Origin of the sequence: Cellulomonas persica (assembly GCF_007989825.1) — a bacterium.
GTDB lineage: Bacteria > Actinomycetota > Actinomycetes > Actinomycetales > Cellulomonadaceae > Cellulomonas > Cellulomonas persica.
The window spans coordinates 22,152-38,978 of record NZ_BJUA01000020.1 but is presented as its reverse complement, the minus strand read 5'-3'; the positions used below and the strand labels follow the sequence as shown (position 1 = coordinate 38,978).

The window sequence follows — 16,827 nt, the reverse complement described above, 5'->3', positions numbered from 1 at the left end:
CCGCGCCGCCGACCCGGGCGCCAAGCTCTGCTACAACGACTACAACACCGACAACTGGTCGCACGCCAAGACCCAGGCCGTGTACAACATGGTCAAGGACTTCAAGTCGCGCGGCGTGCCGATCGACTGCGTCGGCTTCCAGGCACACTTCAACTCGGGCAACCCGGTGCCGTCGAACTACCACACGACGCTCGGCAACTTCGCCGCGCTCGGCGTGGACGTGCAGATCACCGAGCTCGACATCGAGGGCAGCGGCTCGTCGCAGGCCGACCAGTTCAAGGGCGTCGTCCAGGCGTGCCTCTCCGTCGCGCGCTGCACCGGCATCACGGTCTGGGGCGTCAAGGACTCCGACTCGTGGCGCGCCTCGGGCACGCCGCTGCTGTTCGACGGCTCGGGCAACAAGAAGCAGGCGTACACGAGCGTCCTGAACCAGCTCAACGCGGGCGGCACCCCGGTCGAGGGCGGCCCGACGGGCAACCCGACCAGCAACCCGACGAGCAACCCGACGACGAACCCGACGACGCCGCCTCCGTCCAGCGGTGGCACCTGCTCGGTCTCGTACTCCGAGGGCCAGAAGTGGAGCGACCGCTTCAACGGCAACGTCACGGTCCGCGCCAACGGCAACATCAGCTCGTGGACCGCGACCGTCCAGCTCGCCTACCCGCAGGTCATCAGCGCGGTCTGGGGTGCCCAGGCCAGCTGGCCCGCCCAGCGCACGATGGTCGTGACGGGCGGCAGCCTCGCCAACGGACAGTCGACCACGTTCGGCTTCACCGTGAACCACGGTGGGAACTGGTCGTGGCCGCAGATCAGCTGCTCGGCCTCCTGACGGGCTGACCTCGACGGTCGTCCCGACCGACCTCGAGACCGACCCACCACGACGGGCGCGGCATCCGCACAGGGTGCCGCGCCCGTCCGCGTCCCGGGGACGCGCCGGCAACGACGGCGCCGGCCGCTGTCGGGTGGCGGCGCGGGGCGCGCGTGTCGGAGGACGGTGGGACGGTGGATCGATGGAGATCACCAAGCTGCAGCCGGCCGGGCTGGTCGTGAGCCCGGCATTCAGTCACGTCGCCGTCGTGCCCGCGGGGGCGACGACGATCTACGTCGGCGGCCAGAACGGCGTCGACGACCAGGGGGCACTCGTCTCCGACGACGTCGCGGAGCAGTCGGTCCGCGCGCTCGACAACGCCGCCACGGCGCTCGCCGCCGCGGGGGCGTCGCTCGGTGACGTCGTCCAGTGGACAGTCCTCATCCACCAGGACGCGGACCTGCGCGCGGCGTACGGCGCGATCGCCGCGCGCCTCGCCACCGGCGGCACTCCGCCGCTGGTGACTGCCGCCCGGGTCGCGGGCCTCGGCGTCCCGGGCGCCCTCATCGAGATCGCGGCCGTGGCCGCCACGGACGGAACCCCACCCGCCGCATGACGACCCAGCGCCTGCTGCGGCTCTCGCGCGCCTGAGCCGGAGCGGACGCCGGCTCGGACGGGCACGCGTGGGACCGTGCCGATCTACGACGACCCGGGTGCCTCGGTGCACGCATCCGCGACGGCGCCCACCGCGGACCCGTCCTGGTCCGTGCCCGGGTCGGAGCACATCATCGCGACGACGGCCGACCGTCGGTCGAGGTGCGCGCGGGCGATCCCCTGGAAGCCCGCACCCCATCCGTGGGTCTGGACGACCGTCTCGGTCCCGTGGCGCAGCAGGAACGCGCCGAGCGCCGCGTGACGCGTCGGACCGGGCGCGGACCACAGCGTGCGCGCGCTCGCCGGTGTCAGCACGCCGTCCGACGAGCCGTGCCACGAGTCGACGAGGTCGACCAGCAGGCGCAGGAGGGCTGTCGGTGTCGCCCAGAGCCCGGCCGCCGCGAGCCCGCGGTACACCGCGCGCTCGTCGTCCAGCGCGGTCCCGTCCGTCCCGTGCCCGACCGCGGCGCCCGAGTCGACCACGCGGTCGAGGCGTCCGCCCGTCCCGGCGTCCACGTACGCCCAGGCGGTCGGCGCGTGCGTGCCCGCGAGCGGGGCGGACTCCGCGGCCGGGACGGGCGTCGGACCCGTGAGGCCCAGGGGTGCGAGCACCAGGTCGTCGACGACGTCCGGGTACGGCCGACCGGTCGCGCGGGTCACGGCGTGCTCGACGAGCCAGTAGCCCACGTCGGAGTAGACGAACTCCTGCCCGGGGGGCCGGGTGACGGCGACCGGCCCGGCGCCCGGTACCACGCCTTCGTTCAGGAGCGCGGTCAGGTCGGGCGACGCGCCCGCCACGACCGGCTCGCCCGCGGCGTCCGGGTCGACGAGCCCGGCCTGGTGCGAGAGCAGGTGAGCGAGCGTCACCGGCCGGTCGTGCGCGTCGTCGGCTCGCAGCAGCGGGACGTCCAGGTACCGCGAGGCGTCGGTGTCGAGGTCGAGCGTCCCGAGCTCGACGAGCCGCAGCACGGTGACGGCTGCGACGAGCTTGCTCATCGAGCACGCGTGCAGCAGCGTGCCGGGCAGCAGCGGGCGATGCGTGCGCACGTCGGCCTGACCTGTCGCGCACGCGTCGGGCGCGAGGCCGCTGCCGCCGACGGCGACGCTCAGCCCGACCGCGGCGCGGTCGGACGGCACGCCGGCGACCAGAGCCCGGGCGTCGAGGCCCCGCGCCACCCGACCCGACGCGTGCGCGTCTGACGCTGGTCGACCCGCAGCGAGCGGGTCGACGGCGGCTTGATCAGCGGGAACGGTCGACGTCCGGGGCTCGGTCACGACGCGACCGTAGGCCCGACCACCGACAACCTCCGCGACCCAGCGCCTGCTCCGGCTCGCAGGGGGAGAGCCGGAGCAAGCGCTGGGTCGCGGAGGGGGCCGGGGGTCAGGGGATGGTGTAGCCCGCGGCGCGCAGGAGCTCGTACCACTCGGCGCGCGTGAGCGTCAGGTCCGAGCCGGCGGCCGCCGCGGCGACGCGCGCCGGCGTCGTCGTGCCGAGGACCACCTGCGTGCGGCCCGGGATCCGGGTGATCCACGCGGTCGCGATCGCGACCGGGTCGACGTCGTACTGCGCCGCGAGCCGGTCGATGACGGCGTTGAGCTCGGGGTAGCGCTCCGGGTCGAGGAACACGCCGTCGAAGAAGCCCGCCTGGAACGGCGACCACGCCTGGATGGCGATGTCGTTCAGCCGGCAGTAGTCGAGCAGGCCGCCGCCGTCGCGCACGACCGACTGCTCGAGCCCCTGCATGTTCGCCGCGACGCCCTGCGCGACGAGCGGCGAGTGCGTGATCGAGAGCTGGACCTGGTTCGCGACGAGCGGCTGACGCACGTGCGTGCGCAGCAGGTCGATCTGGCGCGGCGTGTGGTTCGAGACGCCGAAGTGCCGGACCTTGCCCGCGGCCTCGAGCTCGTCGAACGCGCGCGCGACCTCCTCGGGCTCGACGAGCGCGTCGGGGCGGTGCAGCAGCAGGATGTCGATCCGGTCCGTGCCCAGCGCGCGCAGCGAGCCCTCGACGGCCTCGATCAGGTGCTCGTACGAGAAGTCGAAGTACGGGCCGTCGGTGACGATGCCCGCCTTGGTCTGGATCGTCAGCTCGTCGCGCTGCGACGGCGTCAGTGCCATCGCCTCGGCGAACCTGCGCTCGCACGCGTGGACGTCGCCGCCGTAGATGTCGGCGTGGTCGACGAAGTCGATGCCCGCGTCGCGCGCGGTCCGGACGAGCTCGCGGACCTCGTCGTCGGACTTGTCGGCGATCCGCATGAGCCCGAGCACGACCTCGGGTGCCTCGACGTCGGTGCCGGCGAAGGTGAAGCGCTTCATGGGTGGGTGCTCCTGGGTGTCAGAGCGCGGACAGGGCCGCGACCTCGTCGTCGGTCAGCTGCAGCTCGGCGGCGCGCAGCGAGTCCTGGATGGTCTCGGGCCGCGACGAGCCGGGGATCGGGATCACGACGGGCGCGAGAGCGAGCTCCCACGCGAGCGTGACCTGCTGCGGGCTCACGCCGTGCGCGTCGGCGACGTCCTGGAACACCGCGTGCCGGCCGCCGACCTCGCGCGCGCGGCTGATGCCGCCCAGCGGGCTCCACGGCAGGAACGCGATGCCGAGCGCGGCGCAGTGCTCGAGCTCGCCCTGCGACGAGCGGAAGGCGGGCGAGAACTGGTTCTGCACCGAGACGAGCCGGCCGCCGAGGATCTCGTTCGCGAGGTCGATCTGCTCGACGTCCGCGTTGGAGATGCCCGCGAGCTCGATGACGCCCTCGTCGAGCAGGTCGCGGATCGCACCGACCGAGTCGGCGTACGGCACGGCCGGGTCGGGGCGGTGGAACTGGTACAGCCCGATCGCCTCGACGCCGAGGCGCTTCGCGGACGCCTTCGCGGCCTCCTTGAGGTACTCGGGCCGGCCGTCCTGCGTCCACGAGCCGTCGCCCGGGCGCAGGTGACCGCCCTTCGTCGCGACGAGCACGCCGGACGTGTCGCCGCCGTACGTGCGCAGCGCCCGGGCGATGAGCTCCTCGTTGTGCCCGACCTCGTCGGCGTGCAGGTGGTAGGCGTCGGCGGTGTCGATCAGCGTGACGCCCGCGTCGAGCGCGGCGTGGATCGTCGCGACGGAACGGGCCTCGTCGGGCCGTCCCTCGATCGACATGGGCATCCCGCCGAGGCCGATCGCCGAGACGGTGCGGGGACCGAGGGTGCGCTGCTGCACGGCTGTCTCACTTCTCTCGTGGCGTCCGGGTGGGCTGTTCCGACCGTAGGTACGCTGGATCAAGAAGTCCAACAACTAGCAGCGATGCCATTCACCACCGGAGTCGATCAATGGACCTGCGTCAGATGGAGTACCTCGTCGCCCTCGCCGACGAGCAGCACTTCACGCGTGCCGCCGCGATCGCGGGCGTCTCGCAGTCCGGCCTCTCCGCCGCCATCCGCAGCCTCGAGGACGAGCTCGACGCACCGCTGTTCCTGCGCACCACCCGCCGCGTCGAGCCGACCGACGCGTGCCGCGCGCTCCTGCCGCACGCCCGCGCGATGCTCGCCGAGGCCGTCGCCGGGCGCGACGCCGTGGTGCGCGCGACGAGCGAGCTGTCCGGGCGCCTGCGCGTCGGCGCCGAGCAGTGCCTCGGGCTCGTCGACGTGCCGAGCCTGCTGTCCCGCCTGCAGCGCCGCTACCCGCAGGTCGACATCGACTTCACGCAGGGCGGCTCGCACGCGCTCGCGGCGCAGGTGCGCACGGGCGACCTCGACGTCGCGTTCGTCGCGACGGGTGACCACCTCGGGGCCGCGTCGCGCACCGTGCTCGGTCGGCGGCCCGTCGTGCTGGTGTGCCCGCCCGAGCACCCGCTCGCGACCGCGGGTCGGCTCGACTGGACCGAGCTCGCCGACACCGACTTCGTCGACTTCCACGCGTCGTGGGGCGTGCGCTCCCTCAACGACGCCGCGTTCGAGGCGCGCGGCGTGCACCGCCGCGTGCGCTGCACGGTCGACGACATCCACACCCTGCTCGAGCTCGTCGATCGGGGGATGGGCGTCGCGCTCGTCCCCGAGCACATCGCCGCCAAGCCCCAGGCCGCGCGCCTCGTCACCGTGCGGATGCTGCCCGAGTCCGAGCCGCAGTGGGTCGTCTCCGCGGTGCACACCAGCCCCGCGAGCCCCGCCGCGCTCGCGCTGCTCGAGCTCCTCGACGCCGCCGACGCCCCGCGCGAGCCGGTCCCCGCCTGACCTTCGGCCCGACCGTCGCCTCTCGCCCCGCCTCGTCGTGCTCGCGCGTCGCGGCGTCCCGGCGGGGGGTCTCGTCGTCCCGCCCCCCGTCCGGACGACGAGCGTGCGCCGCTGTATCGGCGCTGTATCGAGCCCGGTTGACCGCGACCTAGCCTCGCCACGCCCGCAGGCCGTGCGTCCCGAGGACCCGCGGCCGCCGACGACGAGGAGTGCCGTGGACACGCTGAGCCTGGCCTGCCGCATCCTGCTGGTCCTGGTCTTCGCCGTGTCCTCGACCAGCAAGCTGCGAAGCGGCCCGTTCGACGAGCTGCGCACCTCGGTCCGCACGGCCCGCCTGCTGCCCGCGCGCGTCGTCTCGCCGGTGCTCGGCGCCATGGTCGCCGCCGAGGCCACGGCCGCCGTCCTGCTCGTCGTCCCGACGACCGTGCGGCTGGGTGCCGGGCTCGCCGCGCTGCTGCTCGCGGCGTTCGTCGTCGTGATCGTGACGTCGGCACGCCGTCGCACGGGGCTGACCTGCCGGTGCTTCGGCGGCAACGGCGCAGCGCTGGGAGGTCGCCACGTCGCGCGCAACGCGATGCTCCTGGTCGCGTGCGCGGTCGTTGTCGCCGGACCCGGGGCGCTGCCCCAGCACGCCGAGTCCGTCGCCCTCGCGCTCGTCGCGGCCACCGTCCTCGCCGTCCTGGTGATCCGCCTGGACGACCTCGCCGCCCTCGCGCTCCCGCGCGCCCGTACCTAGGAGCCCGCCGTGCCCTTCCTCGCCACCGCCGTCCTGCTGCTCGCCGTCGTCGTGCTGGTCCAGCTGTGGGTGACGCTCAACCAGTCGCGTGTGCTCGTCCAGCTCCAGGCGGCGATCGGCCGGCTCGAGGCGCGCCTCGCCGAGATCCCCGCACCGCCCGCCGCGATGGGGATGCACCCGGTGGGCCTGCCCGTCGGCGAGTTCGACGCCACGACGCTCGACGGCGAGACGCTCACGCGGGACGACCTGTCCGGGTGGACGCTCGTCGCCGCGGTCAGCCCTGACTGCCCGCCCTGCCAGGAGCGTCTGCCCGAGCTGCTGTCCGCCGCGGCGGTGGTCCCCGGCGGCCGCGACCAGGTGCTCGTCGTGGTCGTCGACGACGGCACCGTGCCGCCCGCGCTCGCTGCGCAGCTCCAGGAGATCGCCCGGGTGGTCCCCGCCCGGGCCGAGAGCAGCGTGTTCGGCGCGCTCGGCCTGCAGTACGTCCCGACGTTCCGGTGGGTCTCGCCCGATCGGGTGGTCGAGTTCGCGGGACCCTCCGTCGACCTCGCCGTCGTCGCCGACCTCCTCGCTGCGCAGGTCGAGGCCTCGGCGTGACGTCCGGCGCCGCCGGCCCGCCGCGTCCCGACGAGCTGCTTCCCGACGACCGGGCTTCTGACGACCGGGCTCCCGACGACGTGGATCCCGACAGCCCGCATGCCGACGGCGAGGGTCCCGACGAGCAGGTGTCGGCGACGAGCAGCGTGCGACTCGCGGGGCGCGCGCTGCGGCTGGCGTGGGACGCAGCACCGCGCGTGACGGCCACGTACGTCGTCGTCGCGCTCGGCACGCCCCTGCTGCCGGTGCTCGTCGCGTGGGCGACGAAGGCCGTGCTCGACGGGCTGCAGGCGGGCGCCCCGACCGGCGACCTCCTGGTGTGGACGCTGACGCTCGCGGGGATCGGGCTCGTGGCCGGGTGGGCACCGCAGGTGCAGCAGTACCTGCGGGCCGAGCTCAACCGGGCCGCCGGCGTGCGCACGCTCGAGCTGCTCTACCGGGCCGTCGGGCGCCTGCAGGGGCTCGTGCGGTTCGAGACGCCGCGGTTCCTCGACCGGCTGCGGCTCGCGCAGCAGTCGTCGCACGGCGTCCCGACCATGGTCGTGCAGACGGTGTTCGGGCTGCTCGGAGGTGCCCTGACGATCGTCGGGTTCCTGGCGTCGCTGCTCGCGATCAACCGGGTCATGGGCGCGGCCGTGGTGCTCGCCGCGGTGCCGGTGCTCGTCGTCGAGATGGTGCTGGCGCGCCGCCGCGCGGACGTCATGTGGCGCACCACGCCCGCGCAGCGCCGTGAGTTCGTCTACGGCACGTACCTCACCGACCCGCAGGCCGCGCAGGAGATCCGGCTGTTCGGCTTCGGGCCGTTCCTGCTGGGGCGGATCCTCGCCGACCGGCGCGCGGTGAACGCGGCCGACCGCCTCGTCGACCGGCAGGACCTGCGCCTGCAGGTGCCGCTCGGGCTGTGCTCCGCGGTCGTCTCGGGAGCCGGGCTCGTGTGGGCGGTGCTCGCCGCACGGGCCGGCCGGTTGACGGTCGGCGACGTGACGCTGTTCGTCGCGGCCGTCGCCGGGGTGCAGGCCGCGCTGAGCGCCGTCATCCAGTCACTCGCGCAGGCGCACGAGAGCCTGCTGCTGTTCGGTCACCTCGACGTGGTGCTCCGCGCCCCCCGCGACCTGCCGGTGCCCGCTGCACCGACGCCCGTGCCGCCGCTGCGTGACGGGATCCTCGTCGAGGACGTGTGGTTCCGGTACGCGCCCGACCTGCACTGGGTCCTGCGTGGCGTCGACCTGTGGCTGCCCGCGGGCACGTCGCTGGGTCTCGTCGGGGTCAACGGCGCGGGCAAGAGCACGCTGGTCAAGCTGCTGTGCCGGTTCTACGACCCCGAGCGTGGCCGCATCCTGTGGGACGGCGTGGACCTGCGCGACCTCGACCCGGAGCAGCTGCGCTCCAGGCTCGGCGCGGTGTTCCAGAACTTCGTGACGTACGACCTCACGGCGGCCGAGAACATCGCGCTCGGGCGGGTGGACGCGGTGCGTGACCGCGCGCAGGTGGTCGAGGCGGCGCGCCTCGCCGGGATCGACCCTGCGGTGCGGGACCTGCCGCGCGGTTACGACACGCTCCTGACCCGGCAGATGACCGGGTTCGAGCCGGACCCTGAGGGCCCCGACCCGTCCGACGACTCAGGTCACGACGCGACCGGGGTTCCGCTGTCCGGCGGTCAGAGCCAGCGGCTCGCGCTCGCGCGGGCCTACCTCGGCAGCAGCGACCTGCTCGTCCTCGACGAGCCGAGCTCGGGTCTCGACGCGGCCGCCGAGCACGAGATCCACCGCAGCCTGCAGCACCTGCGCGCCGGCACGACCGCGCTGCTGATCTCGCACCGGCTCGGCGCGCTGCGGTCCGCCGACCGGATCGTCGTCCTGGACGCCGGCGAGGTCCGCGAGGAGGGCGACCACGCCACCCTCGTGGCGGCGGACGGTGTCTACGCGCGGCTGTTCGCGCTGCAGGCGCAGGGGTACGGCGACCTCACGACGACGAGCGTCGCGGTCGAGCCGGCCGGTACAGCCGCCCTGTAGGGGGAATGTGCGCGGCCTTCCTAACGTCGCCGGTGCCCGAGCCGAGCGGCCGGGCCGACGAGAGGAGAAGCCATGAACGGCTACTGGCAGTACAGGTGCGCGGGGACCACGTGGCAGCGTCGGTGGTGCGCCGGGAGCATCTGCGCACCCGTGTGGACCACGATCGGCCGCTGCGGCTGACCTTCGTGCTCGGCCGGGCCGCCGCGTCGTCGCGGTGCCCGGCCGAGCCGCGCCGGGCACGGACGTGGCGACCGGGTGCGGGTGTGCTCCACGCGCGTCGTCGCGGCTGGACGGTTCACCGCGCGGGCGGTTCGGCCCTCGTCCCCGGCGCCCGGCGCCCGACGAGGCGGCCGAGGGCCTCCGCGACGACGTCGGCGTCGTCGGACCGGGAGGTCACCAGCCGGGTCAGGTCGTTGCGGGACGAGCGGCCGAGCGCGACGACGACCGCCGCGAGCAGCTCACCCTCGTCCGGCACCACGGCGTCGTGCAGCTCCGGGTCCCTCGTCGGGTCAAGCAGCCTCGGGTGATGCTGCGGCGGGTCGTGGAGCATCGACTCGTGCGCCCGGGCGTGGGGTGGGAGCGCTACCACGTTGCCAGAGGGCAACGAGGCCGAGCGCGAGGACTCCTCGACGAGCGCCCGCTCGAGGTCCTCGAGCGACAGGTCCGGACGACCCGCCAGCCGGGCGCCCGCGAGGCAGACCTGCTGCGGACGCAGGTCGCAGCGCCTGACGACCCGGGCTGCCACCGCCCGTTCGGGCCCGGTGACCGACCGCCGCGCCGCGGCCTCGAAGAGACCGATCGCGTCCGCCTCACCGAGCGTCGGCACGGCGACGTCGACGGCCGAGACCAGGGTGGCAGGCAGGGCGCGGCAGGCGACCAGCACGGCCGAGCTCGCGTCACCGGGCAGCAGCGCGAGAGCCTGGGCGGCGTCCACCGCGTTGTCGACGACGAGCAGGACACGGCGGCCATGGAGCGTCGAGCGCAACCTGGCGGGCGCGTCGCACCGCAGCGGCGCGGACGGGCCCCGCTCGGCACCGAGCGAGCGCAGCGCGCCCTCGACGAGCGTCGCCGGGTCGCGACGCCCGTGCTGCAGGTCCAGGTAGACCTGGCCGTCGGGGTAGTGGGCCGCGACGGCCCTCGCACCCGCGGCGACGACGCTCGACGTCCCCGCGCCGGACGGCCCGTGCACGGCGACCACCACGGGGGCGACCCGCGGACCGCCGGAGCCGTCGAGGGCGCGGACGACCAGCTGCACGGCCTCGTCGACACCGACCAGCAGGGCGGGCGGTGCAGGGACCTCGTGCGGGACCACACCCCGCGCCTCCGGCGCGTGCGGCGCGAGGGGATGTCCGACGGGACCGTGCGCGACGCCGGAGCGCGCGGCGGCACCGTGCGGCACCACGGGGTGCGGGAGGGCGACGTGCGCGGCAGCACCGTGCGGCGCGCGCGAGGGCGCGGTCGAGCCCTGAGGCCACGCCTGCGCGGACGGCGGAGTGGGTGCGGGAGCGGGCTGGCCGGCCGACGGGTCGGCACGGCCGTCGTGCGCTCGCGGCTCGGGCGTGGCACGCAGGTGCTCGGCCACGCCCACCTCGACCACGTTCGTGAAGCCAGGCAGGGCAGACGGCGCGACGTCGCCCAGCAGGATCCCGCGCTGCACACGCTGCAGCCCCGCGCCCGGCTCGATCCCGAGCTCGCCGACGAGCGTCGCACGCGCTGCGGCATAGACGCGCAGCGCACCCCCGTGGTCGCCCACGTGCCACAGCGCGAGCATCAGCAGCTCCTGCGCGGACTCGGCGAGCGGGTTCGTCGCCGCGTGCGCCCGCGCCGCCGCGACCACCTCGCCGCCGCGTCCCAGCGCCAGGGCGACGCGCAGCCGCAGCTCCGTCACCGCCCGGTGCTCGTCCTCGAGCGCGGTCCGTACGGCCTCGAGCCTCGACCCGAGCACGAGCCCTTCGAGCGGACGCCCGCGCCACTCGGCGCACGCGGCCTCGAGCAGCGGCAGCGCGGCCGCGAGGTCGCGCCCGTCGACCGCCGCATCGACCGCGGCACGCCCGCGCGCCGCGAGCGCACGCGCGCGCGTCAGGTCCACCTCGTGCTCGTGGGTGAGCAGGCGGTAGCCCGAGCCGACGGTCTGGAGCCGTCCGCGCGGCAGGCACCGGCGGACCTGGGTCGCGTACGTGCGCAGGTTGGCGACCGCGGAGCGCGGGCAGCCCTCGGGCCACAGGTCGTCGAGCAGGCCCTCGACGGTCGCGGTGCGGTCGGCCCGCACCAGCAGCGTCGCGACGAGGGCCTTGACCTTCGCGGCACGCAACGGCACCACCACGCCCCGCACCCGGATCTCCGGCTCGCCGAGCACGCGGCACTCCAGCGCGGCCGCCGCCGTCACCTCGTCGTCGTCCATGACAGACATGCATCGCCCCCCGCCCGGCCCGCAGCGCACCCCCCGACGCTGGAGGGTCCGGCCGGACCGTGAACGGATCGGAACATAGCAGCGCAACCGGTCCAACTCGTACGAACCCCCGCCCCCGGCCGGGGTCGGCGGCGTCGCTGCCGGGGCAGAGCGAGCTCGCGGGAGTCGGACACGGGTCCAGTCGCCGCGCGGGCGGGGCAGCGCGAGCATGGCGGAGCCACCCCTGTGCACCGATGGAGCTGCCACCATGACGACCACGACGCGGGACCTGCCCGAGTACACCGACGACGAAGCGGCGGAGGTGCTGCGGGACGACACCGGGGTGCCGGTCGGCGTCGTCGAGAAGCCGCGGTGGACGCCCGCGAGGATCGCGGTCTGGGTGGCGGTGGCGCTGCTCGGCGCGACCGGCTGGACCATGCTCGCGGTCGTCCGCGGCGAAGAGGTCAACACCATCTGGTTCGTCGTGACCGCGGTCGCCTCCTACGCGATCGCGTACCGGTTCTACGCGCTGTACGTGCAGCGACGGGTCATGCGACCCGACGACACGCGCGCCACGCCGGCGGAGCGCGTCAACAACGGCCGCGACTTCGACCCGACCGACCGGCGCGTGCTGTACGGGCACCACTTCGCCGCGATCGCCGGCGCCGGGCCGCTCGTCGGTCCCGTGCTCGCCGCGCAGATGGGCTACCTGCCCGGGACGCTGTGGATCATCTTCGGCGTCATCGTCGCCGGCGGCGTGCAGGACATGCTCGTGCTGTTCTACTCGATGCGGCGCGGCGGGCGCTCGCTCGGGCAGATGGCGCGCGACGAGATCGGCCGGTTCGGCGGGACCGTCGCGATCGTCGTCGTGTTCGTCATGCTGATGATCGTCCTGGCGGTGCTCGCGCTCGTGTGCGTGAACGCGCTCGCGGACAGCCCGTGGGGCGTGTTCTCGGTCGGCTGCACCATCCCGATCGCCCTGCTCATGGGTCTGTACCTGCGGTTCCTGCGGCCCGGACGGGTCTCCGAGGTCTCGATCATCGGGTTCCTCGCGCTGCTCGCCGCGATCATCGGCGGGCGCTACGTCGCCGAGTCGTCCTGGGGCGACTTCTTCCACCTGACGCCGACGACCCTCGTCGTCTGCATGGTGATCTACGGGTTCCTCGCCGCGGTGCTGCCGGTGTGGCTGCTGCTCACGCCGCGCGACTACCTGTCGACGTTCATGAAGGTCGGCACGATCCTCGTGCTCGCCGTCGGGATCATCGTGGTGCGGCCCGTCGCGCAGATGCCGGACTTCACCGAGTTCGCGTTCAACACCGAGGGGCCCGTGTTCGCCGGCGCCCTGTTCCCGTTCCTGTTCATCACCATCGCGTGCGGCGCGCTGTCGGGCATGCACGCGATGGTCTCGTCGGGCACCACGCCGAAGATGATCCAGAAGGAGTCGCAGACCCGGATGATCGGGTACGGCGGCATGCTCATGGAGTCGTTCGTCGCGATCATGGCGCTCGCCGCCGCGGTGTCGCTCAACCAGGGCATCTACTTCTCGATGAACATGTCCGGCGCGTCGATCGAGGCCACCGCGGGCTCGTCGTACTCCGCCGAGGCGACCCCCGAGCAGAACGCCGAGGCGGCGATCGCGAACCTGGGCGTCTCCGACCCGGCGGGCAACCAGCCCGAGATCATCTGGGAGACCGTCGTCGACGGCGAGGAGGTCACGCTCACCGGCGCGCCCGCGCTCGAGGCCGTCGCCCAGGACGTCGGGGAGCCGTCCGTCGTGTCCCGCACCGGCGGCGCGCCGACGCTGGCCGTCGGGATGGCGAACATCATGCACAACGTCGTCGGCGGCAAGGCCATGATGTCGTTCTGGTACCACTTCGCGATCATGTTCGAGGCGCTGTTCATCCTGTCCGCCGTCGACGCCGTGACGCGCGTCGCGCGGTTCCAGCTCGGTGACGCGATCGGCAACGTCCTGCCCAAGTTCCGTGACCCCGGGTGGCGCGTCGGCTCGTGGCTGACCACGGGCGTCGTCGTCGCTGCCTGGGGCTCGCTGCTGCTCATGGGCGTGACCGATCCCAACGGCGGGATCAGGACCCTGTTCCCGCTGTTCGGCATCGCGAACCAGCTCATCGCCGCGTGCGCGCTGACCATCGTCACCGTGATGGTGGTCAAGAAGGGCTACGTCAGATGGGCGTGGATCCCGTTGGTGCCGCTCGCGATCGACACCGCGACGACCTTCACCGCGTCGTTCCAGAAGATCTTCTCGAGCGACCTCGCGCTCGGGTACTGGGCGCTGCACAACGCGACGAAGGACAAGATCGCCGCGGGCGGCCTCGAGGGCCAGGCGCTCGCGGACGCCGAGGCCACCGTCCGCAACACCGCGATCCAGGGGACGCTGTCCATCGCGTTCGTCGTGCTCGTCGCGCTGCTCATGGTCACCGCACTCCTGGCGGTGCTCCGGGCGCTGCGCGTCGGCGGGGGCAAGGAGATCGAGTCCAGCGAGGACCCGTTCGAGCCGTCGCGGTTCTACGCACCGTCCGGGCTGCTCGTGCCGACGCCGCTCGAGCGCAAGGTCGAGGCGGAGTACGCGCAGGTGGGCGACCCGAAGCTGCTGGCAGGAGGGCACCACTGATGAGTCCTGCCCTGGAGAGGTCTCCCGTGCTCCGCGCGCGGCCTGCGGCTCGGCTGGCTGCCGGCGTGCGGGCGGTCGCGACGAGCGTGCGGTGGTACGTGCGCGAGTCGACGGGTGAGGCGGCGTACGACCGGTACGTCGCCGCGCACGCGGCGGACCACCCCGACCACCCGCCGCTCACCCGCGCGCAGTGGTGGCGCGCCCGCGACGCCGCGCGCGAGCACACCGTCACCACCGGCTGCTGCTGACCCCCGCCCGCCACACCGCCGCCCGCTTGGCAGCTGCCGCCCGGCGCGCCTGGCCCGCGCTCTGGGTGGAGAAGCGCTCGCTCAGCGAGCGGAAGTCCACCCGCTCGGGCCGCGCGGGCCGGTGGCGTGCGGCAGGGTGGGGGAGTTGGCGGCGCACGGTCGGGGGCGCCGGCGGGGAGTTGATCGGGGGAGTGGCGTGACGGATCTCGGGGTTGCCGTGGTGGAGCGGCTCGACGCCGCGCGGGCGTCCGCGCACGGCCGGGACGCGCAGCTCGTCGTGCACGACGGCGTGCTGCGCCAGACCGTGCTCGCGCTGGTCGCGGGCACCGAGCTCGCCGAGCACAACTCGCCGCACGCGGCGAGCCTGCAGGTGCTCGTCGGCCGCGTGCGCGTGACCGGGGTCGAGGAGTCCGAGGTCGCGGCCGGGCACCTGATCGTCCTCACGCACGAGCGCCACGCGGTGCTGGCCCTCGAGGACTCCGTGTTCCTGCTGACCACGGTCACCAGCCTCGAGCCCAGCCAGCGCACGGCCTGACCGGCCCCCGCAGGACGGCCCGCTCGCCCGGGTGCGGAATCGCCCGGGTGCGGAATCGCGCAGCTACGGGTGGCGGGGCCGAGAACGGTGGTCGGTCGTCAGTCGGCGGTCGGTCGCCAGACGGTGGTGAGTCGCCAGACGGTGGTGAGTCGTCAGTCGGTGGTGAGCAGCGCGGCGAGCTCGTCGAGCTGCGCGACGACGTCGTCGCGACCCGCGCTCTCCGGCAGCTCGGCGCGCGCCACCGCCGGGAGCTGGGCGACCAGACCCGCCAGCTCGGAACGCTGCTCCGGCGCCAGGTCCTCGAGGCTCAGCGCCCCCAGGTTGTACTCGCTGATCTCCCGCAGCACCTCCGCGAGCGGCTCCGACGCACGCGCGGCCAACGAGTCGATCGCCCAGTAGAAGATCGACGAGGACGTGCTCCAGTCGCGACCGTCCTCGAGGAACACCGATCCGGCCATCACTTGTCTCCCACGATCACGACCTGAGCGTTCGCCAGGTCGACCACGAACGCACGGACCAGCGCCCGCTGATCCTCGCTGAACTGTGCCACGTCCACCGGCACGACCTGCGCCTTGCCCAGGTGCAGCCGGATCTGCTTCTGCAGCGTGGGCCACTGCTTCTCGAAGAACGTCGCCGGGAAGTTGCCGACCGCGTCGTAGGTCGTCCCGTGGTCGTCGACCCAGTCGTGCCGGGCGCCCTCCTCCGCGCGGCGCAGCCGGACCTGCCGCTCCGTGATGATGCGCACCGCGGTCTCGTACTCCGACTGCCGGTACTTCTTCACGGCCGGGTCGTACGCGAGCAGGTAGGCGGGTGTCCCGACGTCCGGCTTGTCGGGCAGAGCATCACCCGGGCCGACGAAGCCGTCGGCGACCGGGCCGGCGTCGTCGTCGTTCATCATGCGGCGGACCGTGCGGTCGCCGTGCCGGCGCAGCCGGTCGAACGCCCCGGCCGCGTGCGCCTCGCCGTGCGACGCGGCGTCGTGGTCGGGGGCCGCGGGCTCGTGCGCGAGCGGTGCGGGGAGCAGGGGTGTCGGCTGCGTGGCGGTGGGCGTGGTGCGCTCGGGCGCGCGCGAGCGCGCGACGTCGTGCGTCAGCTCGGTCACCGAGGCCCCCTTCCGCCCTCGCGGGTGACAGCGTGCGGGCGACGCGTCCAGCCTCGCGCCCGGCCGGCCGGACCGCGTCGGTAACCGCTACGCAAACCGCCCGACGCCCGCACCGCGCGCCCGCACGGAACGGCAGGCGCCCGCGAGCCTCGCCGTGCGGAGGGGCGGGCGGGTCCGACCTGACGCGGCCTCGTCGGGCCGCGTGGCGTCGCGGACGTCCGTATCGTCGGACGGCATGGGGATCGATCCACGGCAGGCGGGTGCCGACGACGTCGCGGCGATCCACGCGCTGCGGCGTTCGCTCGAGGACTGGATGGCCGAGCGCGGGATCGACCAGTGGCCCGTCGGGTCGGTGCCGGTCGAGCGTGTGGCCGCGCAGGTCGCGGACGGGCAGTGGTGGGTGGTGCAGGACGACGAGGGCGTGGTCGCCGCCGTCCGTCTGCTCGCCACGGACCCCGAGTACTGGGGCGACGAGGACACGCCCGCGCTCTACGTGCACGGCCTGATGGTCGACCGCCGCGCGTCGGGATCCGGGCTCGGGCGGGCGATCGTCGAGTGGGCCGACGCGCGGGCGCGCGCGGCGGGAGTGACGTGGCTGCGCCTCGACCACCGTCTGTCCAACCCGCACCTCGACGACGTCTACCGCTCCTGGGGCTTCGAGCCGGTCGGCGTCACGGACCGCCCGGGCTACGACGTCGTCCTCATGCAACGCCCGCTCCACTCACCCGCGCCCCTCTCGGCGCTCGCGCGAGCGTCTCGCCGCACGGCCTCCGGGTCGATGCAGGGATGAATGCAGGGTGGGTGGCCTCGGAGTGCACGGCGGCTGCACGCATTGCTGCAGCCACGGTGGGGATCGATATCGGCCCAGATGCCGCAGTTGCCGCGCTCGCGGGCCGTAGGCTCGCTCGGC

General features: G+C 74.1%; 16 protein-coding genes. 10 read left to right on the top strand and 6 right to left on the bottom strand.

Annotated features, from left to right (window positions below):
- Window positions 1-829: endo-1,4-beta-xylanase (locus tag CPE01_RS14970; protein ID WP_186811573.1), on the top strand; the 829-nt coding region annotated here is incomplete at its 5' end.
- Window positions 830-1,010: 181 nt separating this feature from the next.
- Window positions 1,011-1,424, top strand: a complete 414-nt coding sequence (locus tag CPE01_RS14965) for a RidA family protein (RefSeq protein ID WP_146807615.1) — start codon at window positions 1,011-1,013, stop codon at window positions 1,422-1,424.
- Between the two features lie 83 nt (window positions 1,425-1,507).
- Here CPE01_RS14965 and CPE01_RS14960 read toward each other — a convergent pair whose 3' ends face one another.
- The 3 genes from CPE01_RS14960 to CPE01_RS14950 all read right to left on the bottom strand — a co-directional run bounded on the left by CPE01_RS14960 (window position 1,508) and on the right by CPE01_RS14950 (window position 4,659).
- Window positions 1,508-2,638, bottom strand: coding sequence for a serine hydrolase domain-containing protein (locus CPE01_RS14960; protein WP_371862015.1), 1,131 nt, complete (start codon window positions 2,636-2,638; stop codon window positions 1,508-1,510).
- Window positions 2,639-2,843: 205 nt separating this feature from the next.
- Window positions 2,844-3,779, bottom strand: a complete 936-nt coding sequence (locus CPE01_RS14955) for an aldo/keto reductase (RefSeq protein ID WP_146807613.1) — start codon at window positions 3,777-3,779, stop codon at window positions 2,844-2,846.
- A 19-nt stretch (window positions 3,780-3,798) separates the two neighbouring features.
- Entirely contained in the window at window positions 3,799-4,659 is an 861-nt protein-coding gene (locus tag CPE01_RS14950) for an aldo/keto reductase (protein WP_146807612.1), read from the bottom strand.
- A gap of 110 nt (window positions 4,660-4,769) precedes the next feature.
- Here CPE01_RS14950 and CPE01_RS14945 point away from each other — a divergent pair, with 110 nt between their 5' ends.
- The 4 genes from CPE01_RS14945 (at window position 4,770) to CPE01_RS14930 (ending at window position 9,014) form a co-directional block, all read left to right on the top strand.
- Window positions 4,770-5,669 carry a LysR family transcriptional regulator gene (locus CPE01_RS14945; protein ID WP_146807611.1) on the top strand — a complete coding sequence of 300 codons (900 nt, stop codon included), beginning with the start codon at window positions 4,770-4,772 and terminating at the stop codon, window positions 5,667-5,669.
- A gap of 214 nt (window positions 5,670-5,883) precedes the next feature.
- Window positions 5,884-6,405 (top strand): MauE/DoxX family redox-associated membrane protein, encoded by a 522-nt coding sequence (locus CPE01_RS14940; RefSeq protein WP_186811571.1) that lies wholly within the window; start codon window positions 5,884-5,886, stop codon window positions 6,403-6,405.
- Between the two features lie 9 nt (window positions 6,406-6,414).
- Window positions 6,415-7,002, top strand: coding sequence for a TlpA family protein disulfide reductase (locus CPE01_RS14935; RefSeq protein WP_146807609.1), 588 nt, complete (start codon window positions 6,415-6,417; stop codon window positions 7,000-7,002).
- Window positions 6,999-9,014, top strand: coding sequence for an ABC transporter ATP-binding protein (locus tag CPE01_RS14930; protein ID WP_246783983.1), 2,016 nt, complete (start codon window positions 6,999-7,001; stop codon window positions 9,012-9,014). Before CPE01_RS14935 ends, CPE01_RS14930 begins: the two co-directional genes overlap by 4 nt.
- Before the next feature lie 295 nt (window positions 9,015-9,309).
- Here the strand turns inward: CPE01_RS14930 and CPE01_RS14925 are convergent, their stop codons facing one another.
- Window positions 9,310-11,424, bottom strand: coding sequence for an AfsR/SARP family transcriptional regulator (locus tag CPE01_RS14925; RefSeq protein WP_186811570.1), 2,115 nt, complete (start codon window positions 11,422-11,424; stop codon window positions 9,310-9,312).
- Window positions 11,425-11,671: 247 nt separating this feature from the next.
- Here CPE01_RS14925 and CPE01_RS14920 point away from each other — a divergent pair, with 247 nt between their 5' ends.
- The 3 genes from CPE01_RS14920 (at window position 11,672) to CPE01_RS14910 (ending at window position 14,815) form a co-directional block, all read left to right on the top strand.
- Window positions 11,672-14,032, top strand: a complete 2,361-nt coding sequence (locus tag CPE01_RS14920; RefSeq protein ID WP_146807607.1) for a carbon starvation CstA family protein — start codon at window positions 11,672-11,674, stop codon at window positions 14,030-14,032.
- Window positions 14,032-14,280 (top strand): YbdD/YjiX family protein, encoded by a 249-nt coding sequence (locus CPE01_RS14915; RefSeq protein WP_146807606.1) that lies wholly within the window; start codon window positions 14,032-14,034, stop codon window positions 14,278-14,280. Before CPE01_RS14920 ends, CPE01_RS14915 begins: the two co-directional genes overlap by 1 nt.
- Window positions 14,281-14,476: 196 nt before the next feature.
- Window positions 14,477-14,815: a cupin domain-containing protein gene (locus tag CPE01_RS14910; RefSeq protein ID WP_146807605.1), complete on the top strand. Its 339-nt coding sequence runs from the start codon at window positions 14,477-14,479 to the stop codon at window positions 14,813-14,815.
- A gap of 152 nt (window positions 14,816-14,967) precedes the next feature.
- Here the strand turns inward: CPE01_RS14910 and CPE01_RS14905 are convergent, their stop codons facing one another.
- Together CPE01_RS14905 and CPE01_RS14900 are read right to left on the bottom strand one after the other, a co-directional pair.
- Window positions 14,968-15,273 (bottom strand): hypothetical protein, encoded by a 306-nt coding sequence (locus tag CPE01_RS14905; protein WP_146807604.1) that lies wholly within the window; start codon window positions 15,271-15,273, stop codon window positions 14,968-14,970.
- A complete protein-coding gene (locus CPE01_RS14900) occupies window positions 15,273-15,917 on the bottom strand; it encodes a hypothetical protein (RefSeq protein ID WP_146807603.1) in 645 nt (214 codons plus the stop codon). The genes CPE01_RS14905 and CPE01_RS14900 overlap by 1 nt, the downstream gene beginning before the upstream one ends.
- Window positions 15,918-16,152: 235 nt before the next feature.
- On the opposite strand from CPE01_RS14900, the gene CPE01_RS14895 reads away from it, so the two are divergent.
- Complete coding sequence (locus tag CPE01_RS14895) at window positions 16,153-16,707, top strand: GNAT family N-acetyltransferase (protein ID WP_146807602.1); 555 nt, start codon at window positions 16,153-16,155, stop codon at window positions 16,705-16,707.
- Window positions 16,708-16,827: the final 120 nt, after the last annotated feature.

What these genes read in the sequence shown, in the direction of transcription:
- CPE01_RS14955 (WP_146807613.1), bottom strand. Translation starts at nt 3,779, where the DNA reads ATGAAGCGCTTCACCTTCGCCGGCACCGACGTCGAGGCACCCGAGGTC.
- CPE01_RS14905 (WP_146807604.1), bottom strand. Translation starts at nt 15,273, where the DNA reads ATGGCCGGATCGGTGTTCCTCGAGGACGGTCGCGACTGGAGCACGTCC.
- CPE01_RS14965 (WP_146807615.1), top strand. Translation starts at nt 1,011, where the DNA reads ATGGAGATCACCAAGCTGCAGCCGGCCGGGCTGGTCGTGAGCCCGGCA.
- CPE01_RS14895 (WP_146807602.1), top strand. Translation starts at nt 16,153, where the DNA reads ATGGGGATCGATCCACGGCAGGCGGGTGCCGACGACGTCGCGGCGATC.
- CPE01_RS14945 (WP_146807611.1), top strand. Translation starts at nt 4,770, where the DNA reads ATGGACCTGCGTCAGATGGAGTACCTCGTCGCCCTCGCCGACGAGCAG.
- CPE01_RS14915 (WP_146807606.1), top strand. Translation starts at nt 14,032, where the DNA reads ATGAGTCCTGCCCTGGAGAGGTCTCCCGTGCTCCGCGCGCGGCCTGCG.
- CPE01_RS14920 (WP_146807607.1), top strand. Translation starts at nt 11,672, where the DNA reads ATGACGACCACGACGCGGGACCTGCCCGAGTACACCGACGACGAAGCG.
- CPE01_RS14925 (WP_186811570.1), bottom strand. Translation starts at nt 11,424, where the DNA reads ATGTCTGTCATGGACGACGACGAGGTGACGGCGGCGGCCGCGCTGGAG.